Source organism: Microcosmobacter mediterraneus, from assembly GCF_031846265.1.
In the GTDB taxonomy this organism is placed as follows: Bacteria; Bacteroidota; Bacteroidia; order Flavobacteriales; family Flavobacteriaceae; genus Microcosmobacter; species Microcosmobacter mediterraneus.
In genome coordinates, this window is the sequence record NZ_JAVRIA010000002.1 from 554205 (window position 1) to 579765 (window position 25561).

Annotated in this window: 18 protein-coding genes; 7 read left to right on the forward strand and 11 right to left on the reverse strand. The window is 33.6% G+C overall.

Features of this window, described 5'->3' with window-relative positions; all coding sequences use genetic code 11:
* Window positions 1-331: 331 nt before the first annotated feature.
* Together RM697_RS05950 and RM697_RS05955 are read left to right on the forward strand one after the other, a co-directional pair.
* On the forward strand, window positions 332-1621 hold the full coding sequence (locus tag RM697_RS05950; protein ID WP_311426947.1) for a ribonucleotide-diphosphate reductase subunit beta: 1290 nt from the start codon (window positions 332-334) through the stop codon (window positions 1619-1621).
* Window positions 1622-1624: 3 nt separating this feature from the next.
* Complete coding sequence (locus tag RM697_RS05955) at window positions 1625-3424, forward strand: ribonucleoside-diphosphate reductase subunit alpha (RefSeq protein ID WP_311426948.1); 1800 nt, start codon at window positions 1625-1627, stop codon at window positions 3422-3424.
* Between the two features lie 68 nt (window positions 3425-3492).
* On the opposite strand, the gene pbpC is transcribed toward RM697_RS05955, so the two are convergent.
* The 11 genes from pbpC to RM697_RS06015 form a co-directional block, all read right to left on the reverse strand.
* Complete coding sequence (pbpC, locus tag RM697_RS05960) at window positions 3493-5841, reverse strand: penicillin-binding protein 1C (RefSeq protein WP_311426949.1); 2349 nt, start codon at window positions 5839-5841, stop codon at window positions 3493-3495.
* A 73-nt stretch (window positions 5842-5914) separates the two neighbouring features.
* Complete coding sequence (locus RM697_RS05965) at window positions 5915-6238, reverse strand: antibiotic biosynthesis monooxygenase family protein (RefSeq protein WP_311426950.1); 324 nt, start codon at window positions 6236-6238, stop codon at window positions 5915-5917.
* A gap of 3 nt (window positions 6239-6241) precedes the next feature.
* Entirely contained in the window at window positions 6242-11821 is a 5580-nt protein-coding gene (locus RM697_RS05970) for an alpha-2-macroglobulin family protein (protein WP_311427032.1), read from the reverse strand.
* A gap of 41 nt (window positions 11822-11862) precedes the next feature.
* Window positions 11863-12726 (reverse strand): SH3 domain-containing protein, encoded by an 864-nt coding sequence (locus tag RM697_RS05975; protein ID WP_311426951.1) that lies wholly within the window; start codon window positions 12724-12726, stop codon window positions 11863-11865.
* Between the two features lie 334 nt (window positions 12727-13060).
* Window positions 13061-13864, reverse strand: a complete 804-nt coding sequence (locus RM697_RS05980) for a DUF6090 family protein (RefSeq protein ID WP_311426952.1) — start codon at window positions 13862-13864, stop codon at window positions 13061-13063.
* On the reverse strand, window positions 13857-14573 hold the full coding sequence (locus tag RM697_RS05985; RefSeq protein ID WP_311426953.1) for a DUF6090 family protein: 717 nt from the start codon (window positions 14571-14573) through the stop codon (window positions 13857-13859). Before RM697_RS05985 ends, RM697_RS05980 begins: the two co-directional genes overlap by 8 nt.
* Window positions 14574-14580: 7 nt before the next feature.
* Complete coding sequence (locus tag RM697_RS05990; RefSeq protein WP_311426954.1) at window positions 14581-15372, reverse strand: DUF6090 family protein; 792 nt, start codon at window positions 15370-15372, stop codon at window positions 14581-14583.
* Entirely contained in the window at window positions 15373-16173 is an 801-nt protein-coding gene (locus RM697_RS05995) for a DUF6090 family protein (protein ID WP_311426955.1), read from the reverse strand. It abuts the gene before it with no gap.
* Complete coding sequence (locus RM697_RS06000) at window positions 16166-16963, reverse strand: DUF6090 family protein (RefSeq protein WP_311426956.1); 798 nt, start codon at window positions 16961-16963, stop codon at window positions 16166-16168. The genes RM697_RS05995 and RM697_RS06000 overlap by 8 nt, the downstream gene beginning before the upstream one ends.
* Window positions 16956-18017 (reverse strand): DUF6090 family protein, encoded by a 1062-nt coding sequence (locus RM697_RS06005; protein ID WP_432277879.1) that lies wholly within the window; start codon window positions 18015-18017, stop codon window positions 16956-16958. The genes RM697_RS06000 and RM697_RS06005 overlap by 8 nt, the downstream gene beginning before the upstream one ends.
* A 176-nt stretch (window positions 18018-18193) precedes the next feature.
* Window positions 18194-19258: an isoaspartyl peptidase/L-asparaginase family protein gene (locus RM697_RS06015; RefSeq protein WP_311426957.1), complete on the reverse strand. Its 1065-nt coding sequence runs from the start codon at window positions 19256-19258 to the stop codon at window positions 18194-18196.
* A gap of 123 nt (window positions 19259-19381) precedes the next feature.
* Here RM697_RS06015 and amaB point away from each other — a divergent pair, with 123 nt between their 5' ends.
* The 5 genes from amaB (at window position 19382) to RM697_RS06040 (ending at window position 25183) form a co-directional block, all read left to right on the forward strand.
* Window positions 19382-20935 carry an L-piperidine-6-carboxylate dehydrogenase gene (gene amaB, locus RM697_RS06020; RefSeq protein ID WP_311426958.1) on the forward strand — a complete coding sequence of 518 codons (1554 nt, stop codon included), beginning with the start codon at window positions 19382-19384 and terminating at the stop codon, window positions 20933-20935.
* 103 nt (window positions 20936-21038) lie between these two features.
* On the forward strand, window positions 21039-21980 hold the full coding sequence (locus RM697_RS06025; RefSeq protein WP_311426959.1) for an OmpA family protein: 942 nt from the start codon (window positions 21039-21041) through the stop codon (window positions 21978-21980).
* A gap of 26 nt (window positions 21981-22006) precedes the next feature.
* Entirely contained in the window at window positions 22007-22495 is a 489-nt protein-coding gene (locus tag RM697_RS06030; RefSeq protein WP_311426960.1) for a helix-hairpin-helix domain-containing protein, read from the forward strand.
* A gap of 124 nt (window positions 22496-22619) precedes the next feature.
* Window positions 22620-23993 carry a DUF1800 domain-containing protein gene (locus tag RM697_RS06035; protein ID WP_311426961.1) on the forward strand — a complete coding sequence of 458 codons (1374 nt, stop codon included), beginning with the start codon at window positions 22620-22622 and terminating at the stop codon, window positions 23991-23993.
* A gap of 2 nt (window positions 23994-23995) precedes the next feature.
* Window positions 23996-25183, forward strand: a complete 1188-nt coding sequence (locus RM697_RS06040) for a DUF1501 domain-containing protein (RefSeq protein ID WP_311426962.1) — start codon at window positions 23996-23998, stop codon at window positions 25181-25183.
* The last annotated feature ends 378 nt before the right edge of the window (window positions 25184-25561 follow it).

A 25561-nucleotide genomic window follows, 5' to 3' on the forward strand; every position in this document is an offset into this window, starting at 1 on the left:
ATTAAAGTTCTGATATACAGTAATATAAACTAATTTTTGTTTCGCGTAGATCAAAATTCATTCCAAAAATTTTGTTAAAAACTTGTTGACAACGTTTATGACATTGTCTTTTAATTTTAAGCACAATTAGTAATCTTTGCTCAGGGCAAAATAAAAAATGACTTTTGGTATCAAAGTTAAAATTAGCTTATAAAAGCATTTTTTAAAATTCAGGCCTCTTTTTATTTCTTTTAAAGAAAACAATAACACATTTTACAGTATCTGCTATAGAAATCTAGAATGATTTTTACCATTCTATAAACTCTTTAGCCTCAAAATTTAAAGACAACTCATGGAAACGACGCAATTAGAGATTACAGAGATTATAAAAAGAGATTACGAAACAAGTCCGTTTGTTTTAAATAAAATTTCTAATGCTGTTGAAAAAGCGATGATGTCTGTAGGTAATGGGACAAAAGAAGATGCTAATACTATTGCTGTTAATGTGCTGCAAGATTTATTAGATAGAAAAAGTAAAGATTATAAATACGTACCAACTGTAGAAGAAGTTCAAGATCTTGTTGAGATTAAATTAATGGATAGCCAGTTTTTGGATGTAGCTAAAGCATACATCTTATACAGAGATGAGCAAGCCAGAAACAGAAAGACTAATATTTTTGAAAAGCGTATTAATTTAAAACCTTATGAGTATCCTGCCCTTAACGACTATGTTGATGCTATACGACACTCGTATTGGATACATTCAGAATTTAATTTTACCAGTGATATCCAAGATTTTAAAACGCGCTTAACCATTGTTGAGCAAAATGCTATAAAAAATACCATGTTAGCAATTTCTCAGATAGAAGTTGCGGTAAAATCATTTTGGGGAGATATTTATCACAAAATGCCAAAACCAGAAATTGGAGCAGTAGGAGCAACCTTTGCAGAAAGTGAGGTACGTCATCATGATGCCTATTCTCATTTATTAGAAATTCTTGGTCTTAATAATGAGTTTAAAAGACTAAAGAAAAATCCTGTCATAATGAGACGAGTTCATTATTTAGAATCTGCTTTAAAAAATGCAAAAAGCGAAGATAATAAAGAGTATGCGGAATCTATTTTACTGTTCTCACTGTTTATAGAGCACGTGTCATTGTTTTCACAGTTCTTAATTATCATGGCATTTAATAAACACAAGAACATGCTAAAGGGTGTTTCTAACGTAGTGGAAGCAACCTCTAAAGAAGAACAAATACATGGTGATTTCGGAATTGATATTATCAGAATTATTAAAGACGAAAACCCAACTTGGTTTGGTGATGAGTACAAAACCATTGTAAAAGTAATGTGCGAAGAAGCTTTTGAATCTGAAAGCAGAATTATCGACTGGATTTTTGAAGCAGGTGAATTAGATTTCCTTCCTAAAAACGTAATTAACGAATTCATAAAAAATAGATTTAATAATTCATTAGAAAGTATCGGTATTGAAAAAGTATTTGATATTGATAACAGCCTACTAGAACAAACCGAATGGTTTGATGATGAAATTATTGGGACCAAACATGGCGATTTCTTCGTGAAACGCTCTATCAACTACAGCAAAAGAACTAAAAGTATAACTAGCGACGACTTATTTTAAACCATGAACGAAAACACTAACTTAAACCTCGAAAAAAACGTAGTTAACCCTCAAACTACAACAACTTCTCCACAAGATCAATTATTAAAAGCCAGAAAAGAAGCCATTAAAGAGGCCAACACTGAGCCCGAAATTAAATGGTTAACAGACCATAGTCGTAAATTTTTATCCTCAGGTTATCTTACAGAAGGCACCACACCAGAAGCAAGAATTAGAGAAATAGCCAACAATGCAGAAAAAATCTTAAAGATTCCTGGGTTTGCAGATAAGTTTTATGGTTACATGGCAGAAGGGTTTTACTCATTAGCATCACCAGTGTGGTCTAACTTTGGTAAAAAACGTGGTCTACCTATTAGTTGTTTCGGTTCACACATTTCTGATGACATGGGAGATATCCTTTACACACAATCAGAAGTTGGAATGATGTCTAAATTAGGAGGTGGTACTTCTGGTTACTTTGGTAAATTACGTCACAGAGGAGCACCAGTAAAAAATAATGGTGAATCTTCAGGTGCTGTACATATTATGCAATTGTTTGAAAAAATGGTTGATGTTGTTAGTCAAGGTTCTGTAAGACGCGGTCGTTTTTCTCCATACCTACCAATAGAACATAATGATATACATGAGTTTTTAGAAATTGGTACTGAAGGTAATCCAATCCAGGAGCTAACACATGGTGTTACTGTTGGTAATGAGTGGATGCAAGACATGATTGATGGTGATACTGATAAACGTGCTATTTGGGCAAAAGTATTACAACGTAGAGGCGAAATAGGCTACCCTTATATCTTCTTTAAGGATAATGCTAACAACACCGCGCCAGAAGTGTATCAAGAAAATAAGCACGAGATTTACGCAAGTAACTTATGTTCAGAAATTATGTTACCAACAAACGACAGATGGTCGTTTGTTTGTGTACTATCTTCAATAAACTTATTACACTACGATAAGTGGAAAAATACAGATGCAGTAGAAACGATGATCTATTTCTTAGATGCTGTACTAGAAGAATTTGTAACGAAGCTAGAGGTATACAGAGACTCTCCAGATCGAGACGATCAACAGACCTTTATGTTTATGGAGAAAGCGTATAATTTTGCTAAAGAAAATAGAGCTTTAGGTATGGGAGCTCTAGGATGGCATTCATTGTTACAATCTAAAATGTTACCATTTGATAGTGCTGAAGCCTATAATCTTAACAGTGAAATTTTTAAAACTATTAAAGAAAAATCTGTTAAAGCATCAGAGGAGTTAGCAGAAATGTTTGGTGAGCCAGAGGTATTAAAAGGTCATGGTAGACGTAATGCAACGCTAAATGCTGTAGCGCCAACAACATCTTCAGCTTTTATCTTAGGGCAAGTATCACAAGGTATTGAGCCAATCTGGTCTAACAGTTATGTAAAAGATATCGCAAAAATAAAAACAACGATCAAGAATCCGTTCTTAAAAGCGCTATTAGTAGAAAAAGGAATGGATACACCAGAAATTTGGAAGAGCATACGCGATTATGATGGTTCGGTTCAACATTTAGAAGGTCTTACAGATCTTGAAAAAGATGTGTTTAAAACCTACTCTGAAATAGATCAAATGACGATCATTTATCAAGCAGCCAACAGACAAAATCATATCGATCAAGGGCAATCTTTAAACATTATGGTACATCCAGATATGCCAGTTAAAGACATTAATAAAATCTATGTTACAGCATGGCAACTAGGTGTAAAGTCGTTGTACTATCAACACAGTATGAACGCAGCACAGAAATTCAAACAAAAGAAAGAATGTGCTAGTTGTGAAGGGTAAACAAATTCCTGTGTAAGCAAGATTCTTATAAATACTAAAAAAAGCATCTCATTTTTTGAGGTGCTTTTTTAATTTGTTATGGTAATCTTTCGTTTAGCTTCATTACCATCAGCATCTAAAACATAAATAATATGTTCGCCTTCTTCTGGTAATATGGCTAAATCATGGATATCTTTTGTAGTACCTAAAAACGTATTATCTAAGTACCAAAAGACATCTTCTTCAGGTTTAGAATGAGCTAACTTTAAAATGAGTTCATTAGTTGTACCATCAAAATCTTTAGGCAAAAAAATGGTAGAATTAGCTTTAGGATAAATAAAGTCTATAACGTTTTGTTCATTACTATAGCAGTCCTCACGACGAGGTGGTAGCACTTTATAAAATGGATTTTTACGTTTGTAATAATGAGCCATTAAAGGTGGTAAAACAAACCATGATTTATTTTTAATAGTAGTCACGTCTTCGCAAGAGGTATTTACCTGATAGGTTTCGGAAGCATCTAAATGCATCAAAACGTGATAAGGACAAGGTGCTGTTTTTAAACCACTTTTTTGGATGTACTCTAATGTAGCGTTCTCACAATAAGGATTGGCTCTAAATCCACTTTCACTACAAATGGAGACCTCGCTCATTTCATCATAAGGTTTTGCAAACCAATCACTGTTAGGTAATAAATCAAACACATCAAACATTACAGGAGCAGCAGTTTGCACACCAACCAATCCAGGTCGCCCTTCACCATCTGCATTACCTACCCAAACGCCAACTACATAATCTTTAGTAATACCAATAGACCATGCATCTCTAAAACCAAAACTGGTTCCTGTTTTCCAAGCGATTTGTTTAGAGTCATCATAGAATTCCCAGTTCTCATCACCTTCAGGTCTATTGACATTTTTTAGGCTCTCAAAGGTGAGGTAGATTGAAGCCGCGTCAAATATTATTGTCTCTTGTTGTTTTTCATCTTTTGAAGACTTCTCAGAATAGAAGAAACTAGGTTCTATAAATTCATCTTTGAAGTATTCGCTAGAACTTTCACTGTAGTGGTTTAGAGTAGAAGCCATATTCATATAGCTTTTAGATAAATCCCATAAGTTACTTTCGGCACCTCCAAGAATTAGAGACAAACCATAATGGTTAGCGTTATAACGAATATCTTTTAAATTCAAGTCTTTTAAATAATGATGAAAACGATCGAGTCCAAATTTTTGAAGTAATTTTACAGATGGAACATTTAGTGACCTTGACAAAGCTTTACTTGATGGTACAGCACCATCAAATTCTTTATTAAAATTCTCAGGATTATAATTACCAAACTGCGTTGGCACATCTGCCACTAAGGTATTTGGTAACAAATCTCCAGCATCTAACATAGCAGCATATAAAAAGGGTTTTAAAATACTGCCAGTGCTGCGTGGTTTATTAATAATATCTACTTGATTTTGATGCGTTCTATCTGTAGGTGAGTTGCCAACATAGGCTAGTACATTTTTGGTGTTTACTTCTAAAACTAAGACAGCCATATTGTGAATCTCATTTTGCTTGAGTAATTTATGATGTTGGGCAACTATAGCATTGATATCCTCTTGCAATGTTTTATTAAGTGTTGTGGCGACATAGCTACCTTTATGAGTTTGCGTAATGCGCTGCAATAAGTGAGGCGCAATTTGTGGTAAAGGATATGGTTTTTGCGGAAGTGATTCCACTACAGATAAGTTATACGTTAATGAGTCTATAACACCTTTCGTTAATAATTTTTTTAGTAATCTGTTTCGTTTTTTAAGCAAGCGTTCTTGATTTTTACCAGGATATATAAGACTAGGCGCATTTGGTAAAACAGCTAGTGTTGCACTTTCAGACCAAGACAGATCTTTTGCAGGCCTATTAAAATAACGCCATGCTGCTGCGTCTAAGCCCACAACATTACCTCCAAATGGTGCATGACTTGCATAATGTGCAAGGATCTCATCTTTAGAGGCTCTAAATTCCAAACGTGTAGCTAAAATAAGTTCAATAACTTTCTCAAAGTAGGTTCTAGATTTACCTTTTCTAGATAATCGGATGACTTGTTGTGTAAGTGTACTTCCACCACGTTTAACATGACCAGAGCTTAAGTTTTCCTTTAAGGCTTTTACTATTGATACTGGATTAAATCCAGGATGTTTATAGAAGTATTCATCTTCAAAATGAACGATACACTGTTTAAATTTTTCTGGGACGCTATCATTAACAGGAAAACGCCATTGACCATCATCAGCAATTAATGCACCAAGAAGCTCATTGTCTTTACTAGCAATAACTGTAGAGGTTGGATCAGAGAATAAATGATGAGGTAAACAGAAATAATAGGCAATAAGAAGCACAGCTATTGTAGCTGATTTTATTTTGTGATGTTTTATATAGCTTATTAATTTCATGTGTTTACCCTTCCGTCTTTGATTTCTATTCTGAAATCAAATCCACCTTCCCTATTTTAGGGAAGGAGTTTTTTTAATTAATTATTTTTTTGTTGAACTCATACTCACGTTCAACTTTACAAATTCTAACATGATACCAACTGTACCAGTCCGAACGTCCTTTTTGTTGAGCTATAAGATGATCAGATTGTTCTTTCCAGTTTCTAATGGATTCTAAATTCTCCCAATAGCTAATGGTAATGCCTAGTTGACTTTTAGCACTTTCAATACCTAAATAGCCTTTTTGCTGTTTAGCTAGCTCTTCCATTTCCTCTGACATTTTAGAATATCCTTCAGTTGAACCTGCCTGTTTTGATGTAAATATTACTGCGTAATATGGTTTAAAGCTTGAATTCATTTATTATTTTTCAATAGTTATCCATTGTCCTTTTCCTCTTACAAGATACTCATTATCGTACATGGCTTCTGCTTGAATTCCTGGTAAATAGTAAGTACCAAGATACGCTGCATTAAGCATCACATTAAAGGTTTTAGTCCCTTGTTTAGTGCTCTTTTTATATAGATCGAAATAGAAATTAACACGATCGTCTCTAATATCTGTATAACGTGCAGTGCTTGTTACTGTGCTTCCAAAATCAGTAAAGCGTGTGTTCACAATTTCCCAACCAGACGGGAAAATTTGTGTTAATGCCACGTCTTTAATAGGACTATTCTTTAAATTGTAAATGGTAATACTAGCTACAAAATCTTGTCCTTGTTGCAATTTAGTAACATCAATTTTATTACCTTTTAAATCTTTATACTCCACATAGACGCTTAATCCTCGTTGTTCTGTAAGTTCTTTGCCAAGTGGTAATTTCCCAGAATTCAGAACACGAGCATAGACAACATTTGCTTCCTTATTGGTAAGCGTTATAGTATTAGTACCTTCTTTTATAACAAGATCGCGTTGTGCAATGGCACTTTTGGTTTTAATTGCTGAAGTTTGTCCAGCATTGGTAAACTCTAAATGCAAGGTTTTTCCACCATTGGCTTCGACCATTTTAGCCATTGCGAGTAGGCTATAGGCTGTGGTTTGTGTACTCATCCAACGGTTGTCTGATAGCGCTTTAGCGATAACCTTTGCTAATTCACGTTGACGATTATCTTTGGTTATAACCATCGTCTCTAATGCCATAGCTCTATTTCTGTTTATAGAACCATAAGTGTAATAGTTGGAGTTTGGAGGTTTAAATTCTACATTGGCAGTTTGCGAAATTGCATTACTTGCTTCTTGTTGCCCTGCTAAAGCATAAGCTGCTGCCAATCGCCATTTAGCTTCGTTAGACAACTCTGTAAATTCTCGTAAACGATTCATTGCAGCGAGGTCTGGCTGTCCTGCTAAGGCTAAAGTATAGAGTCGGTAAGCCTGCGCTAAATCTGAGTTGTAATGACGATAACTTGGTCGCCATTTACGTGAAGCTTCTTTCTGATAGGATAACCAATTACTCTTAAATGTTAATGGTAAAACATAGCCTTTCTTTTCTGCTTCGATCATAAAATGGCCTGCATAACTTGTTCCCCAATCATTAACATTAACTTCTCCCATCCAATAGCTCATGCCTCCATTTGTTCTTTGGAAGTTGCCTAAACGTTTTATGCCATTGGTTATATTACTCTGAATATCTTGCTTTTTGTCAGCTGGCAAATCGAAAATATCCATGAGATACAACTGCGGAAATACACTAGACGTCGTTTGCTCCACACATCCATGAGGATATTGCACCAAATATTGTAAACGACGCGAGAAATCCATCGGTGGCATGGTTGAGAATTCTACTGTTGCAGCGTTAGTTCCAGTTACGCCAAAAGTTTCAAAATTGAAGGTTTCCGTAGCATTTGGGTTTAAGGTTAACTCTATAACTTTTGAGGATATTGGATTAGGGTTTATAACATCTAGTTCTACTTTATAAGATGAAGTTTCACCATGTCCTTTAGATATAACTTCAACCGTGTTAATCCCTTTTGCTTTGGTAACATCGAGCTCAAAGAAGACCATTTTTTCATCAGGTTTGGCAAAATTTAAGGTCTTGGTAGAAGTGCCAATAACCTTAATGCCATCAGATAATTTTAGGCTAATATCTACAGTTTTAATGTGCTTTTCTGTGGCAAATACTGTAACTGGCAAAGTTACCTTTTCGCCAGGACTTAATTTACGTGGTAAGGTGGCTAACACCATGAGCGGTTTTTTTACTGGTGTTGTCTCTTCTGTACTTCCATAGGCATCTGTAACAGTATTACCAGCAATAACCATGGTTCTTACTGAACCTATATAATTTGGCATTTTAATAGTATGAGATTTGTCTTCACCAGCGTTTAATGTAAAGGGCCCTAAGTAGGTAACAACTGGTTTAAAGCGGTTTGCTTTTTTCTTTTTGCCACTAGCAGCACTACCATCACCTCCAATAGCAAATACCTGATCAATGCTTCCGCCATAGGCTCCGATAATATCATCAAAAACATCCCAAGTTTTTACACCTAGAGCCTCACGTTTATAAAACTCGTTCCAAGCATTTGGTGTTTTAAAGCGTGTAAGATCTAATAAGCCTTCTTCTACAACAGCAATAGTGTAGGTCATGGATTTATTGTTCTTTTCCGAGACTCTAACCTTAAAGTCTTCTTTAGGTCTTAAGGTTTTAGGCATGCTAATTTCTGGCTCTAATTTTGTTTTAGGATCTTCAACCAGTAATGGAATAACACCATATAAGCGAATAGGTAAATCGTTTGCAGTAACCGCATGTGGCTGCAAAAGCGAAATATTGACAAAGATATTAGGCGCCATTTCTGGTAAAATAGGAATGTTGACTTTGGTTTCGCCTTTAACCGTTTTTACCCAACGATGTTCTAATACTTCCGAACCATTTTCTATACTTATTAATGCTCTACCTTCATGTCCTGAAGGGAAGGTTATTACAGCATTATCACCAACATTATAGCGTTCTTTATCTGCTGAAAAGATGAGCATTTTGGCGTTTTCACTGTTTTGAGCAGAAGCATTTTGCCACCAATATTTGTAAAAGTACGCTGTGGTTCCTGTGGCATGACCACTTTTAGGATCATAAACTCTAATGAGATAACGTCCTTTTTCAGCATCTGGAACATTAACTGTAAAATTGGCTTTTCCGTTACTATCTGTATCTAGCTTAAAATTTTTGAAGGGTTGATGATAGGAATTAGATACATAAGAAGCCAAATCGTCGTAGGAGGAATTCCACCACCAACGCCATTGAACTTTGTAAATTTTCACCTCTAAACCTTCTCGTTTAAGTGGTTTACCGTTTTTATCAACCACTACAATATCGAACTCCTGGTCTTCATCTGTAAAATAAGAACCATAGGCTCTGCGTTTTGGTGAACGCAATCCAACAAAGCTATCGTAAGGTGCATAAGTTTTTGTAAAGGCGTCCATTGAGAAATCGCCACCATTTTCAAAAGCTCTGACTAAAAACTGTACGTTTAATAATCCTGGTGCATTTTTACCAATAGTTAACGCTGTATTGACATCTGCTATGCCTTCTTCATTTACGGAATTTTCAAAAATGGTGACGTCTTCCGAATTAAATTTTCGAGTTGGATCTCTAAATATATAGTCCTTATAATTCTTAAATCCGGAATACGAATTACTGAACTTCGCTTTAATTTCAGCTTTAATGTTTTTAGCTGGTGCACCATGTAACCATTTAACATCAAGTATTCCTTCTAAGTTTTTATTAGCCGTTAGAATCTCGTCTTCAAAATCAATTTTTATTTTTAATCGGTTTGGCTTTACAGTTTCTACTTTTAAGGTTTTATAAAACGTTGCGCCACCAACAGACACTTTAGCATTGTAGTTTCCGGTTTTACTTTCTGGTGTTGTAGGTACTGAGAAGGCGAAGAAATTATTGGTGTTATCTGGCGTTACTTTTTTGTAAACCAATTTACCAGCAGGATCTGTTACTTCTAATTTTACAGGATGATTTTTCGGTAATTTATTAGCATTGTCATTTAAAATAAATGTAAGATGTAACGAATCTCCAGGTCGCCATACACCACGTTCGCCATAAAGGTAACCTTTAAGGCCACGCTGCAAGCGCTGACCAGATACATCAAATTTACTTAATGATAGCGCACTACCATCACTAAGTTTTACGTAACTGGTTTGGTTACTTTTCTTAACAATAGCAAAAGCTGCATGCTTAGTAATATCTAGTTGTGCTAAGCCTTCATTATCTGTTATAGCCGAAGCTAATTCTTGTTGTTGATAGTTGTAAAGCGTTATTTTGGCATTAGCTTCTGGCTTTGTATTGAGCACATTTGTAATGGCAAAGTAATAGTCGTTAGCACCACCTTTTTTAGCAATAACTCCAAGGTTGGAAGCGATGAGATTTTGGCTAATGGTTCTGTTGTCATTATAAAAGGCGTCATGACATGGATTATCACGATATCGCCAATTGTAATACCTGTTATTTCTGTAACTGTAGCTTAGATTATCCCAATACTGTTCTTCAAGAAGATCTTCGTCTGCTGTAGACTGCTCTGTATAATCATAATAGTCCTCTTCGTAATACTCATCTTCATAGTAATCTTCATTATCTTCGGAATTAGTTATGTTGGCACTAACGTCACAATTATAAAGCGAGTAGTCTTTTTTTATGCTGAGTTCAACACGATAAATAGCACCAGGATCTGCAGTAAAAAACTTAGACAAATCAATACTATATGCTTTCCACTTCCCAGTATTTTCTGAGGGTTCTTGAAGCTCAATTTTCTGTTTAGCTATACGACGACCAACTTGTCTAATGTTTCGTCTGTTGTTGCTGTTGAGGTTATTATTCTGAAGGAATTGCAATACATTATCTTCAAAAATCTTTATGATTCTTACATCAACTGCGCTAAGGTTAACCGCTTCAAAATTAAAATTAAGGTCTTTGGAGTTGGGTAAAATAGAACCGCTGCTTAGCAAACGTACTTGTGGTTTAATATCCTCGAAAGTGACCAATTCTGAAAAAGGGACTTTTAGCTTAAACCCTTCAGAATTTTTTATGCCTTGAAAAACATCAACTTGCAGGTTACCAACTAATTTAGAGTTTGGATACACTTTTAGCACATTCCCTTCTACAATAAATTGTGGTGATTGGGTATTTTGAATACTCACCAAGCCATCAAAATTTTGCTGCTCTTGTAATGGGTCTGAGAAATTGAGTAGTAAATATTGTTCTGGTGATTGAAATACTTCTGTTTTGGTAATTATAAAGTTGTTTTTTCCAGGAATTGTAATGGCATTAGACCCTTTATTATCTGCACTTATTTTTTTCCCGTTCCAAGCAACTGTTATCTTGCTATCTTCAGTGTTACGTTTAATACTGTCTATTTTAAATTCAAAATATTTAGAACGTTCGTAACCTTCATTCCAAACCATATTTAAGGAGTTCCCGTTTTGTGATGCTGAGACTAATTGCTTTGCATCCTCTAAAGAGATGACATCTGCAGAGCGCATAACAGCGTCTATATATTGCCATTCTTTAGAATAGGATTGCAAGGCATTGGTAACAATATTAAAATTAGGTGTTATGGTTTTAAACTGAAAGGTATAGGTTTTGTAATCTTTAGGAATTGCATCGTAAAGCTTTCCAAGATTAACAACTACAGCATATTCTGTATCTGCATCTAAAGCTTCGTCTGGTGTAAATTGTAAGCTATGTTTGTTTACAGCAACGAGTTTACCAGAAACATGAGGTTTTATTTTAAGTATATCTGAAGGTAAATCGTTTTCTAGATTTAAACTCTCAATAGGATTAGCTAAGGTGATTTTTATAGGTTCTACAACTGAAACTCTCCCAGAAGTAGTATAACTTATATAATCTCTAAACCTAAAGATATTGTCGGTTTCTGTAACTTGTTTTTTACACGAGATCGCAAATGCTAAGAGTATGGCAAAAACGAATAGCTTTCTGTTGTGCATCATAAGAATAGTACTGTATTATGTTGTTAAGTTGTAAACCATTATCCTTCTAAAGGTAATTCAAAAATGATAATTTTCTCAGTCTTGTAACCATCAATATCGGTCATTACTACTTTGAGTTGTATTTGACTTGGCATGATGGTATATGGAATATTCTTTAGAGCTTTGGTTTCTGATGTAAGTGTATTACAATCTGTGCAACATTGCGTTTTAATAAACATGTTTAACTCTTGTTTGTTAATCTTACCAAACCGCTTATACTCTTTTTTAGAGAATGTAATGGTTTTAAAGATGTTACCAGAAGATGGTAACATTTTTAGTGGTCTCCAGCTAGAGTTGTAATGCTGGTAATCGATTAGTTTATTTTCCTTTCCTTGAGTGACGACAATACTATTTCTATGACGTTGAAACACCTCGATAGTTCTGTAGTTTTGATGATGTTTTACTTTAAGGTATCTATTTTCTGGTGATACACCTTGCTCTATTTTAAAAATAGGTGTAGTGTCGTCATTTAGTTCTGCATTTTTTAAAGAGGAGTCTTTAGCCAGTTCATCTACGAAGACTGTAAAGGCATCAAATTTTATTTTTAAAGGACTATGAATTTCACGTTCGGTTAAGTAGCCATTAAAGACATAACCTTCTTCAAAAAACTCGTCTGTTGTTCTGCCTTTTATCTTAACCCATTGGCCAGTGATTTTTCCGCTATTGTCTTTAATATCTAAAGACAAATTGGTGTGCTCAATAATTTCTACTGCTGTACCATAATCTAATAAACCTACTTTAACTGCGCCTTGATTTGGTTTTTCTCTTACTACTAATCCGTTTTCTGCAAAAACGTACTGAATGTCTTGGGCTTGCGCTACGCTAAGAGCGAAGCATGCCACTACTAAAATTCTAAAAATCATAATATTGTGGATTTTAAATTAATACTTAGTCTCTTTTCTAACTGTCGGACGACAGGTTCTTGAGAACTGATTGAAACATCAAGAGGTAGGCCTATTCTTGTTAAAATAGATACGCTGAGGTTTTTAGGTTTAGATTTTTAGGTGTTGTTAAATTGTTCTTAAAATTGGTAGAGGGCTAGTTTTTATAGTAGTTCTCGATACTATTCTGACAGAGCATATTCATAGTTGATGATAGGTTTTTGTCACTTCGAGTGATTTCAACTTGTTGAAATTGTATCGAGAAGTTGTATTTTAAATATTAATAATGTTTAATAACGACTCGAACTGATAAGACCTATTGAATTAGCTTGTTTAATTCATCCAGTAGTTGTTGTGTTTCGGTCTTTTTGGTTAGCATAATTTGTGTGTGAAACCAGCCATAATCGTAACGGCTTGCAACCAAATTAATAAATTGTAGTAATGTGTTTTTATCTTTAAGCTTATTTTGTGTAATCTGCATTAAAGCACTAATTTTTTCAACTGATATACCACCTTCATAAGGCATGGCATTTTTTGTATAGTAATCATAGTTAGCTGGTTCTGCCCAATAAGTAGGAACTAACGTTCTTATTTTGGGACCAAGTTCTGTATCAATAAAATAACTATTATTAAGCTTTATAACCTCTTTAATACGATCTATTTCTTGATAATACGAGACAAGTCTGTTTCTAAAAGATTCATTGCTGATAAGCTTCATGTCTCCAGTATTAATTAATTCTGTGTAGGTTGGGTTTACAATTTTAAACGTTCTACGATCTTGAAGCATATTAGCAGCCTTAAGTATAGTAGAATCGAACACAAACACTCTAGTGTTATTAAAAGCGTCTAGTATAATCTTACTGTTAGAACAAAAACCTTGTTCGCTGTTTATTTGTACATCGATCACTTGTATTTGATCATTGAGATCAATCACTAAATTATTGAGGTACTGTTCTTCTTTTTTACTATTTCCTTGATCTGTATTCCAATTATTAATCTGTAGTGCTATCAGGATTCCTATAACGACCAGGATAATTTCTCCTATAGCGTATTTAAAGTATTTACCTGTTTTATTTTCCATAAGTAAGTTTTGACGAATATGACGGAAGAATTTAATCATCTAATTCATCTTTAAGTTTTTCGTTTAATTCGCTTACCAAATTAAGGCGAACATTTAAAGTCTCTACATATCTAATTTTCATTGCTTTCAATGATTTTAGAATACCTTTATAAGTAGTGTCTTTTTTTAACTTTTCATAATTTGTAGGCTTCATTTTATTTAAATTGTAGTAATCGAATAACGATAGACAATACGGTTGAACAATAGTCGTATTGTAATCTTGCCATCTACTTTCCAATACTTTAACATAATCATACCAATAGGTATTCACTTTTGCCAAGTTAAATCTTATAGAATCATTTTTAATAAAATATAATCCTTCTGTTTTAGCGGTTTCAAAAGCGGTCGAATTTGGAGATAATGACCAAAACCTTAATGCATATGCAAAATGAGTATCCATTGAGTCTGTATAAGCTAAATTTTTATCAAAAGCGTTTATTATGTATTTATAAGATAAATCGCTTTCATTTATACTTTTAATGGCAATTTTCATTTGTTTAATGTCTTCTTCAGTATCAGATAAAATTTCATTCAGAACTTTTCTTTCAAATACATTTTCTTTTTGTTGCTGATTCCAATTATTAATCTGTAGCGCAATGAGAATACCAATAACAACGAGTATTATTTCACCAATAGCGTATTTAAAGTATTTTCCCATTTGTTTTTTTTCAATTAACGATTTACGTATATGTCTAAAGAATTTAATCATACTTCTTTTAATACTGGGATTCTGATTTTAAATCATAAGTTTTTGATAGGAAATTAATTATTCGTTCTGTATTCTTTAGGTGCGGTTTTAATTCACCAGCTAAATAAAGTTCTGAAACTCCTTTCAAAATTGTTATCTCATTAAATAATAGTTGTTTTAAACCATGGTCGTAATTAGCTTTTGGAAATTGTTTCCCAGTGTATAATCTAGTATTGTTTTTTAGTATAAAATACGTTGTATCAATAAACACAGTATAGTCAAAAACCTTTTTTGAGAGTTCCATATTATCATCATAGGCATTTTTATAAAACCGACCTTGACTTAGAACCGAATTGTAGGATAATTCATTAACTATAATACTATCTCTAATTTGCTCATCAAATAAAACTAAATCTCCAGTATTTTTTATTTGTGTGAGAGTGTTTTGATTACTTTCAAATTCAGCAATATTCAAGCAATTTAAACGAAATAGCTTATATACAGAATCGTTGACGCTAGTATTATTTAAATCTTTGTCTTTATGTCTAATTAGCGCATTTAATCCAGAGATAGTTCGTTCATGGAATTTTATATAATTATTCAATTGCGAGGTATCTAGAGATAGGTCTCTAACTAAGCCTATTGCATAATTTTTAGCAAGTTTGTTGCCTTTTTGTGTTTCATTCCAATTATTAATCTGTAGCGCAATAAGTATTCCTAGAACGACTAAGATGATTTCGCCAATGGCGTATTTAAAGTATTTACCTGTTTTATTTTCCATGAGCAAGTTTTGACGAATATGTCTAAAGAATTTAATCATTTAATAGTCTTTAATAGCTTCTAATAATTTTTGTGTTTGAATTTTAAATTCTGTTAAGAGTAAAATATGGACCATTGCATACCCTTCCCTAGATGCTAAGTGGTTAATAAATAACAACTCGTTTTCTTCATTTTGAAGTACTCTAGCACTTATGCCTAATAAACGCTTCATATTTTCCTTGGTTAAGGGGTTTGGACTACTATATTGTCTCCTATAACTTCTAAAAATATTTTTCCAGTCTTCACTAGCATCCATGACACCAAATTTAAGTGCAGTCGGTATAAATTCTTGGTCTGTATACAATGAATTATTGCCGTCAATTACTTTTTCAATGCGCTCTAACTCTTCGTAATAATTAATGAGCTTATCTTTAAAGGTTTCATTTTTTAGAAGCTCAATATTACCTGAGGAAATAAGCTCTATATAAGCAGGATTAGGATTAAGAAAAGTTCTTCTTGTAGATATGGATCCTAAGGCAACGGCAAATGTGCTATCTATTTTTAATGCATTAGTGTCGTTATAGGATTTAAGAGCTAGTTTACAATTATCCGCTACTTCAGCTTCAAAGTCTATTTGTGTTTGAATGGCTTTTAGCTGATTATTAAGGTCGCGCTCAATGTTTTTTATATAATTGGCCTCACGTTTAGCATCGATGCGATTGTTGTTCCAATTATTGACTTGTAAAGCAAGAAGTATTCCTATCATTACAAGGATAATCTCGCCAATGGCATATTTAAAGTATTTGCCTGTTTTTCCTGTTTCCATGAGGTTATATCGTATTTTTCTAAAAATCTTAATCATCTAGCTTATCTAATTCGTTATTAATTAAGTCTAATAGTCCTGTTATTCTGTTTCGTAAGCTAAAGGATTGGCTATTGGTAAGTTTAGCAAATGAGGCGCATTGAGCCATATGAGTTTCAAATTGTGGATCGTCTATTAGATCATCTAAGCTTGTTGCAGATTTTGATTTACCCAAGAAAAATTGTGTTTTTGTACCATCATCTAAATGAAAATTTTCTATAATATTGTTTTCCCAATATTTATTTACCATCTTTCTGAATACATGGTGTTTTAATATTATGGGAGTATAATGGTTATTTCTGTAAGTTAACCACACTTGTTCTTCTTCTGTAACTTGAATGATTTCGCTAGTCCAACGTGATAGCTTTTCTTTTAGCTCAGGGTTTTTTAGTAATTGTATTCTACCAGAACTATTTATATCGTTAACAATAGGATCAAAAGTAGGTGCCAGAAATGTGTACCCTAGATTACTTAATATACTATCTGCTTGTCTCTTTTCGGGATTGTCCACATAATAAAGTAGTTTAAGGCAAGATGCAACCATTTTTTTTCTAATCTCAATCTTTTGGTCTAATTGCTCTAGATTACTTTGAAACTCTGATTGTAATTGCTCAAGCAGTTCTTTTTCTTGGGCTCTTTCTTTTTTATGCTCATTCCAATTATTAATCTGTAGAGCTATCAAAATCCCTATAACCACAAGGATAATTTCACCAATAGCATATTTAAAGTATTTTCCTGTTTTGTTTTCCATGAGGAGGTATTGACGGATTTTACGAGAGAATTTAATCATTCTCAATAGGTATAAATTGATAGTTTTTTTTCAATAAATCTAGTCTAATATGGTAATAACCAGCTTCTTTTACTTCAATGTTATCTCCAAAATAAATGCATTCTCCTTTTGGAAAAGTCTCGCCTCCCCAATTAGTTGTCCAGCTTTCGTTGGTTCTAAATTTTACACCGCCTTCTTTCAATACTATTTTTATCTCCCAAATATTTAGTTTAGCATCTATAAGTGTCATTGGAATACTTTTTTCCCAACCATTGGTTGTAGCCGAACCTAAAACACCAACATTATTATAAAATAATTTCACACCTGGTTCATAGTCTTTAACCGATTTCATATTGTAATAAATATCGTCCATGTAGTCCGAAATAAAAATCAGTATTAACTCATTTTGCCTGTTTGTTGAAATAAGCGCATTTCTAAAAGATTCGGTTTGTATTAACTCCAGCATTTGCTCTTGGTGCTGAATATTAAAGAATGAATTATTTACTGATGAAAAATTATTTAATGCCGAAAAACCAAATATTAAAACTGGATTGGCAACGTTAATCTCCTTTAAAAAGGGCGCTATAAAATTAGCTTCATTATCATTAAAATAATCGGTCTGAACTTGAGAACCATATGATGATATGTTTTTGATTAAGTTACTTTCCTTTAGATTATTGGTGTCAAATTCTAAATTATCTAAGTAAAAATTAACCTCAGATTTAAATTGATCACTTGGTTTAATCTGTGAATAAAACACATAAAACGGAAGTAGTTCTCTATTGACCTTTAGAGGGTGATAAATGAGACTGTCTATAAGTTTCATTTGATAACCTAGATTAAAATGAGATCTTGAAAAATAATTGTAATCGCTATCTAATGCATTATAAACCTGTTCTATCGTATTTGTAAATTTAGCTTTAGCTTTTCTTTTTTCATTCCAATTGTTAACCTGTAGAGCTATCAAAATTCCAATCACTACAAGGATAATTTCACCAATGGCATACATAAGATATTTCGAAAATTTATTTTCGGAAAGAAGTTTTTGACGGAGTCGTCTAAAAAATGTAATCATTCACTTTCTATTTGAAAGCAAATTAGGTTGATGGTAGTCGTTGAGGTTGGTTAATTATAAGTGTATGAAGATAGTGAAATGTTACAAAAATAAACCACCTCGACTTCTAACCTTTTAGGTCAGAACCCACTCCTCTCTTTCATGGAGGAGAATTCCTTCTCTTAAAAAGGGAAGGGTTATTGCTCATAAATGCCAATTTCCAACTCACCCTTATCGTTCATTGTTGCTCTGTACATACCAGCAGTATTAAACTCAGCAACCATATTGCCATGTTTATCGACTGCGACGATTCCACCATTACCACCTAAAGCTTTAACCTTATCCAAAACTAGTTTTGAAGCCTCTTTTAAGCTCACACCTTTGTAATCCATTAATGCAGAGATATCATGCGCAACTTGAGCACGTATAAAAAATTCGCCCCAACCTGTGCTAGATACTGCACATGTAGCATTATTGGCATAAGTGCCAGAACCTATAATTGGTGCATCGCCAACGCGTCCCCAACGTTTATTGGTCATTCCACCTGTAGAGGTGCCAGCGGCAAGATTTCCATTTCTATCTAAAGCTGCGCAACCAACAGTTCCAAATTTTGAATCTTTAATGTCGTGATCATAAAATGCAGATTTTAAATTAGTATTTGTTTCGGTTTCCATCACAGCTTTTACGCGTTTTAAAGATTCCATTCTATTTTCAGTATAAAAATATGAAGGATCTACAATCTCTAAACCACGTTCTTTCGCAAACTGTTCTGCACCAGAACTTGCCAGCATTACATGTGGTGAATCTTCCATAATAGTTCTTGCTAAATTAATGGGATTCTTTACATTAGTTGTTCCTGCAGATGCTCCAGCATCTAGAGATTGGCCATCCATTATTGAGGCATCTAATTCATTGGTTTCAGCATTTGTGAATACAGCACCTTTTCCAGCATTAAACAATGGAGAGTCTTCCATAACATTAATGGTTTTGGTTACTGCATCTAAACTTGAGCCTCCGTTTTTAAGTACATTATAACCAACTCTAATAGCCTCTTCCAGTTTCGCTTTGTAGGCGGCTTCTTTTTCTGGAGTCATATTTTTTTTCAAAATGGTTCCAGCACCTCCATGAATAATGATAGCAAATTCAGGCTTCTTTATGGCAGTTTCTTCTTGTGAATTAGATCTTATGTCTTCTGGAGTAGAGTCTTTTTTACAAGACCATAAAAGACTGATGCATAAAACAGAAAAGATGAAATTTTTCATAATAAATGAGGTAATAAAGAATGAATTCTAAAGGTAATGTTTTAAGAGTTATTTCTAATAAAGAACTCTACTAATTTAGTATCTTCGCGACGAATTATACTAATTTTTAAAATTAAAATATATATGGAAGCAGTTGCAACTGATTTCGGAATCCAGGAAGCGCTTAAGCAATTAGGAGTTAAGGATATAAACAACGGAACATCTACAGGTTCTCATAATTTTTCTAATGGAGAGATTATTGAAAGTTACTCTCCTGTTGATGGTAAATTAATCGGGAAAGTAAAAACTACTACAAGAGAAGATTACGATAAAGTAATGAACGCTGCAACAAATGCTTTTACAACTTGGAGAGCTGTTCCTGCACCTCAGCGAGGAGAAGTTGTGCGTCAGTTTGGTAATAAATTAAGAGACTTAAAAGAGCCTCTAGGAAAATTAGTCTCTTACGAAATGGGAAAATCTTACCAAGAAGGTTTAGGTGAGGTTCAGGAAATGATTGACATCTGTGATTTTGCTGTTGGTTTATCTCGTCAGTTAAACGGACAAGTTATTCCATCTGAAAGACCAGGACACGTTATGCGTGAGCAATGGCACCCAATAGGTGTTGTAGGTATAATTTCTGCTTTTAACTTCCCTGTAGCAGTTTGGGCTTGGAATACAGCATTGGCATGGATTTGTGGTGATGTTTGTGTTTGGAAAGGTTCTGAGAAAGCCCCTTTATGTTCTGTAGCTTGTCAAAACATTATTGCAGAAGTTTTAAAAGCAAACGATTTACCAGAGGGTATTTCTTGTATTGTAAATGGCGATTATAGAGTTGGAGAGTATATCACAACAGATACACGTATTCCTTTAGTTTCTGCTACAGGTTCTACAAGAATGGGACGTATAGTCGGAGCTACTGTAGCTGAACGTTTTGGGAAATCGCTATTAGAATTGGGAGGAAACAATGCTATTATTATTACTCCAACTGCCGATTTAAAAGTTGTGGTTCCTGGTGCTGTATTTGGCGCTGTTGGAACTTGTGGTCAACGTTGTACTAGTACACGTCGATTAATTATTCATGAATCGGTTTACGATAAAGTACGTGATGCAATTGTCGGAGCTTACGGACAAATTAGAATTGGTAATCCTTTAGATGAAAATAATCATGTAGGACCATTAATTGATAAAGATGCTGTTAATACTTACTTAGCTGCTATTGAAAAAGCTAAAGCAGAAGGAGGGAAGGTATTAGTTGAAGGTGGTGTTTTAGAAGGAGAAGGGTACGAAAGTGGTTGTTACGTTAAGCCAGCTATTATTGAAGCTGAAAATCATTTTGAAATCGTTCAGCATGAAACATTTGCTCCAATTTTATACTTAATGAAGTATTTAGGAGATGTTGAAAATGCAATTACTATGCAAAACGGAGTTGCTCAAGGTTTATCATCGTCTATAATGACAGCCGAAATGAAAGAAGCCGAGAAGTTCTTATCATATGCTGGATCAGATTGTGGTATTGCTAATGTAAACATAGGAACTTCTGGAGCAGAAATTGGTGGCGCTTTTGGAGGAGAAAAAGAAACAGGTGGTGGACGTGAGTCTGGATCTGATGCTTGGAAAGTGTACATGAGAAGACAGACGAATACTATAAATTATTCAGATGAATTGCCTTTAGCACAAGGTATTAAGTTTGATTTGTAATTAAATTTATCATTTAATAGAAAAGTCACATTTTTAAAAATGTGACTTTTTTTTTATTCGTGTTTCATATTTATGGTAAACTATTAACTTAAAACACTAACACATGAGTAAAAAAACGACTTACCTCTTAGGTATTTTGCTCACTATTATTCTCGGAACATTTTTGTATTGGAAATTCTGTTGTGGTTGTTGCAAAGAAGATTCTTGCGATCGCAAAGACAAAATAGAAGAGACAGTAGTAGACAACAATTTTGTTGAAACAAAAAAAACCACAGTAAACCCTTTTGCATTTAAGGATGATAATGGTGATTTTTCTTTAAACATTGATGATAATTTTAACTTTAATGCTTCTCAGTTTAGTCTCCTTGATTCTATTTCTGGAAACGTTAACGATGGTATTATACAATTAAAAGATTATTTAGACACTAACAATCTTAAGCGATTAAATATCACAGGATATTATACCAGTGAAGAAACTAATAATTCTGCGTTTCCAAATTTAGGATTAGCAAGAGCTAACGCTGTTAAGAATCATTTTATTTCTAAAGGAGTTTCGTCTCGACTAATTAATACTTACGGAAAATTAAATGACGATTTAGTGCCTAATGCAGACAATGTATTCTTTGGGCCTTTAGATTTTGGAATTAGTACTCGAGTAGAAGGGAATACTGCAGATGGCGATGCACTTAAAGCTTCTTGCGAGGCTATTAAAGCAAATCCATTAGTATTGTATTTTAATACTGGAGAAGCAGCGATAAACCTTACTGTAGAGCAACGCCAAAAAATTGCAGACATCTCTCGATGTGTTGATAAAATGGGAGTAAAAGTTCAAGTAGTTGGTCATACAGACAATACTGGTGATGCCGCCAATAATGTTGTGCTTGGTCAACAACGTGCAGATTTTGCTAAAAATTATCTAATCAGAAATGGTATTTTAAGTGGCAATATTGTAACATCTTCAAAAGGCCAAACAGAACCAATTGCTGATAATACAACAGAAGAAGGTAAAACTAAAAATAGACGTACAGTCGTAACCATTAACTAAACTAAAACTTATTAAAATATAAAATTATGAATACATGTTTATTAATTCCAATACTTACAGGATTGATTTCAGCTTTATTGGGATATTTACTAGGAAGATTATTAGGAGGAGAAGGAAACAATGATAGAGTTGCTCAGTTAGAAGCCGATTTAGAGGCTTGTCGTGCAAGTAAATCTGCAAACTTAGCATCATCTTTTGCAGCAGGTGCTACAGCTATTGCTTTTGATGCTGATGCAGCTAAGGCAATATTTGGCAAGAAAATTAAAGAGAATGATTTAACTATTGTTGAAGGGATTGGCCCAAAAATTCAAGAGTTATTTCATAATCATGGTGTGCATACTTGGAGAGAACTATCTCAATGCAGTCAAGAAAAATGCCAATCTGTTTTAGATAGTGGAGGAGAGCGTTATAAAATCCATAAGCCAGGAACTTGGCCAGAACAAGCACGTTTGGCATACGAAGGTCAGTGGCAAAAGCTTTGGGACTGGCAAGAAGAATTAGATGGAGGAGTTTAATTTATTTATACTATAATGATATAAAAAGTCGTTTCTTTAGAAACGGCTTTTTTTCTTAACATCTTTTGGAATGACTTTTGACGTATTTAATTAAACCTTAATTAAGTAATAAGGTCTAATCATTATGCATAGCAAACACATACAACATTTATATTGGAGAGCTTGTTTTGGTATACTTCCAAAACAACAGTATGCGATTCAAAATTATTCCAGAAAAGAAGTTGTTGTCGAATTACTCAAATCAACAAGGAAGGTTAAGCCTATTAAAATTGATCTTTCTCATTATGATGGCGTTAGCTTTATGCAGTTTAAAAATGATAAAAACTTACGTAAGAACCTTGCAGCTATAAATAGGGAAAAGATAAGAAAGCTTAATACAGCTTGGATTAATAGTTTAATGAATAATGGTGACTTAACAGAGCGTATGACTTTGTTTTGGGCCAATCATTTTTCTTGTGAAGATTCAAGTCCAGTGTATATGCAGCAGTTTATCAATGTTTTACGCAAGCATGCTCTTGGAGATTTTGGAGATTTCATTAGAGCAGTTTCTAAATCTGCTGCTATGATAAGGTATCTTAATAACAACCAAAATAAAAAAAGTAGCCCAAATGAGAATTTTGCAAGGGAGTTATTAGAACTTTTCACCTTAGGAATAGGGCATTATTCTGAAAATGATATTAAAGAATGTGCGAGAGCATTTACAGGTCATGGACATAATTTTGAAGGGAAGTTTTTCTTTAGAGCCTACCAACATGATTATGGTGTTAAATTTTTTCTAGGCAGATCGGGAGGTTTTGATGGTAACGATATTATTGATATAATTTTAAAGGAAAAACAATGCGCACGTTTTATCTGTGAAAAGATTTATTGTTATTTTGTTAATCAAAATCTGGTAAAGGAGCATATTAACCAAATGGTTGAGGTGTTTTATGGGAATTATAATATCGCTAAATTAATGCGTTTTGTATTTATGTCTAATTGGTTTTATGATAATAATAATATAGGCACAAAAATAAAATCTCCAATAGATCTTTTAGCAGGAATATATAAGACTATACCTGTAGAGTTTGAAGATGAAAAAGACATCTTTAAAATTCAATATTTGTTAGGACAAGTATTGCTAAAACCACCTAATGTTGCTGGCTGGGAAGGTGGTAGCTCTTGGATTGATGTCAACACCATTATGGTTCGTTTGCGTTTACCTTCTTTATTATTGAATCATGCTCAAATTCCTTATAAAGCTAAAGGTGATTTTAATGATGCTTTTAGAGACTATTACACTAAGAAAAATAAAAACAAATTACCTTTTAAAGTAAAAGCTAGTTGGGATTACTTTTTCAAATCTTATGGTCATTATTCTAATACAACATTAAGAGACAACCTCATCAATTCTAGATTAAGTGAAGGAACACGACAATATTTAGACTCATTGAGTAAAGTGTCACAACGAGATTTTTGCGTGCAATTGATGTCTATACCAGAATACCAAATGTGCTAGTTATGGAGAGAAGACAATTTTTAAAAAATTCAGCCCTAGCTAGTAGCGCATTTATGGTGCCTAGCTTTGTTAAAGCCTTGGAAGGCGCAACATTTAGAACCAAAGGATTTAAACGATTAGTTATTGTGCAATTGTCTGGTGGGAATGATGGACTAAATACTATAATTCCTTACACTAATGATTTTTATTACAAGGCTAGACCAAGTCTTGGTATTGCTAAGAACATTATTAAAATTAATGGCACGCTAGGTTTTCATGAGAGCTTGGAGCCTTTACAACGATTATATGATGATGGCTACCTAAGTATTGTAAATAATGTTGGTTATCCAAATCCTAATCGATCTCATTTTAGATCCATGGATATTTGGCAAACAGCTAGTGATTCTAATTCATATTTAAAAACAGGTTGGATTGGTAGGTACTTGGATATGCATGCTAAAAAAGCTTACAATGCTATAGAGGTAAATGAAACTTTATCCTTGGCAATGAAAGGTAAGCATCATAGAGGTATTGCAACTAAAGATCATAGGGTACTTTACAGAACAGGTAAAGATCCTTTTTTATCAGATATTGCTGAACATTATAATGATGCGCATTTAAGTGAGCATAACTTAGGTTATTTGTATAAAACGCTTATTCAAGCCAAATCTTCTGCCCAGTATATTTACGAAAAAACAAAAATAAAGTTAGGTACTGCAGATTATCCGCAACATTCATTTGGCAAGCAGTTAAAAACGACAGCTCAATTTATTAATTCTGGTTTAGACACATCAGTATATTATGCCTCTTTGGGAGGTTTTGATACACATGCTAACCAGCAAGGAACACAAAAGCGTTTGCTCGGAATTTATGCAGAAGCTATTGAAGCTTTTGTAGAGGATTTAAAATCTCAAGACACCTTTAGAGATACACTTATTTTAACCTTTTCAGAATTTGGAAGACGAGTAGCTCAGAATGCAGCTAATGGAACAGATCATGGTACAGCAAATAATGTATTTATCTTAGGCGAAGATTTAAAAACACCAGGATTCTACAATGAACTTACTAAACTAAACGATCTTGATGATAATGGAGACATTAAGTTTGAAATTGATTTTAGAACAATCTACGCAACAGTCTTAAATAAATGGTTAGAAGTGGATGATAGAGAAATATTAAATAAAGAATTTAATTATCTAAACTTCATTTAAGTGTAGAACAAAAAAAATCTTGCTCAACTGACCGTCGCCAACTTTACAAGATTTGTTTTATTGATTAATAGCAGTACAAACATCGCTATTAAGTTTTAAGGATTCTAAAAAAACCTACAAAAAGCATAAAAAATCTACAAAAAACAACAGGTGGTATTTAGTCGTTTTTTAAGGTCGTTTATCGTGCTGTTTATTTTTTTTTGGATAAGATTTTGCAGAATGAAAAAAATCTTGACGAATACAACATAAGTTGATCCAATCAAGATTTATCCCATTGATTAATAGCGAAGTAAATTTGAGGATAATTAATGTAATCAACGTTGATAATAGTATAATTGGTAAGAAAAATTGTATAGTTGGTAGCTGTGGATTATTGGA

What these genes read in the sequence shown, in the direction of transcription:
- RM697_RS05950 (WP_311426947.1), top strand. Translation starts at nt 332, where the DNA reads ATGGAAACGACGCAATTAGAGATTACAGAGATTATAAAAAGAGATTAC.
- RM697_RS05955 (WP_311426948.1), top strand. Translation starts at nt 1,625, where the DNA reads ATGAACGAAAACACTAACTTAAACCTCGAAAAAAACGTAGTTAACCCT.
- pbpC (WP_311426949.1), bottom strand. Translation starts at nt 5,841, where the DNA reads ATGAAATTAATAAGCTATATAAAACATCACAAAATAAAATCAGCTACA.
- RM697_RS05965 (WP_311426950.1), bottom strand. Translation starts at nt 6,238, where the DNA reads ATGAATTCAAGCTTTAAACCATATTACGCAGTAATATTTACATCAAAA.
- RM697_RS05970 (WP_311427032.1), bottom strand. Translation starts at nt 11,821, where the DNA reads ATGCACAACAGAAAGCTATTCGTTTTTGCCATACTCTTAGCATTTGCG.
- RM697_RS05975 (WP_311426951.1), bottom strand. Translation starts at nt 12,726, where the DNA reads ATGATTTTTAGAATTTTAGTAGTGGCATGCTTCGCTCTTAGCGTAGCG.
- RM697_RS05980 (WP_311426952.1), bottom strand. Translation starts at nt 13,864, where the DNA reads ATGATTAAATTCTTCCGTCATATTCGTCAAAACTTACTTATGGAAAAT.
- RM697_RS05985 (WP_311426953.1), bottom strand. Translation starts at nt 14,573, where the DNA reads ATGATTAAATTCTTTAGACATATACGTAAATCGTTAATTGAAAAAAAA.
- RM697_RS05990 (WP_311426954.1), bottom strand. Translation starts at nt 15,372, where the DNA reads ATGATTAAATTCTTTAGACATATTCGTCAAAACTTGCTCATGGAAAAT.
- RM697_RS05995 (WP_311426955.1), bottom strand. Translation starts at nt 16,173, where the DNA reads ATGATTAAGATTTTTAGAAAAATACGATATAACCTCATGGAAACAGGA.
- RM697_RS06000 (WP_311426956.1), bottom strand. Translation starts at nt 16,963, where the DNA reads ATGATTAAATTCTCTCGTAAAATCCGTCAATACCTCCTCATGGAAAAC.
- RM697_RS06005 (WP_432277879.1), bottom strand. Translation starts at nt 18,017, where the DNA reads ATGATTACATTTTTTAGACGACTCCGTCAAAAACTTCTTTCCGAAAAT.
- RM697_RS06015 (WP_311426957.1), bottom strand. Translation starts at nt 19,258, where the DNA reads ATGAAAAATTTCATCTTTTCTGTTTTATGCATCAGTCTTTTATGGTCT.
- amaB (WP_311426958.1), top strand. Translation starts at nt 19,382, where the DNA reads ATGGAAGCAGTTGCAACTGATTTCGGAATCCAGGAAGCGCTTAAGCAA.
- RM697_RS06025 (WP_311426959.1), top strand. Translation starts at nt 21,039, where the DNA reads ATGAGTAAAAAAACGACTTACCTCTTAGGTATTTTGCTCACTATTATT.
- RM697_RS06030 (WP_311426960.1), top strand. Translation starts at nt 22,007, where the DNA reads ATGAATACATGTTTATTAATTCCAATACTTACAGGATTGATTTCAGCT.
- RM697_RS06035 (WP_311426961.1), top strand. Translation starts at nt 22,620, where the DNA reads ATGCATAGCAAACACATACAACATTTATATTGGAGAGCTTGTTTTGGT.
- RM697_RS06040 (WP_311426962.1), top strand. Translation starts at nt 23,996, where the DNA reads ATGGAGAGAAGACAATTTTTAAAAAATTCAGCCCTAGCTAGTAGCGCA.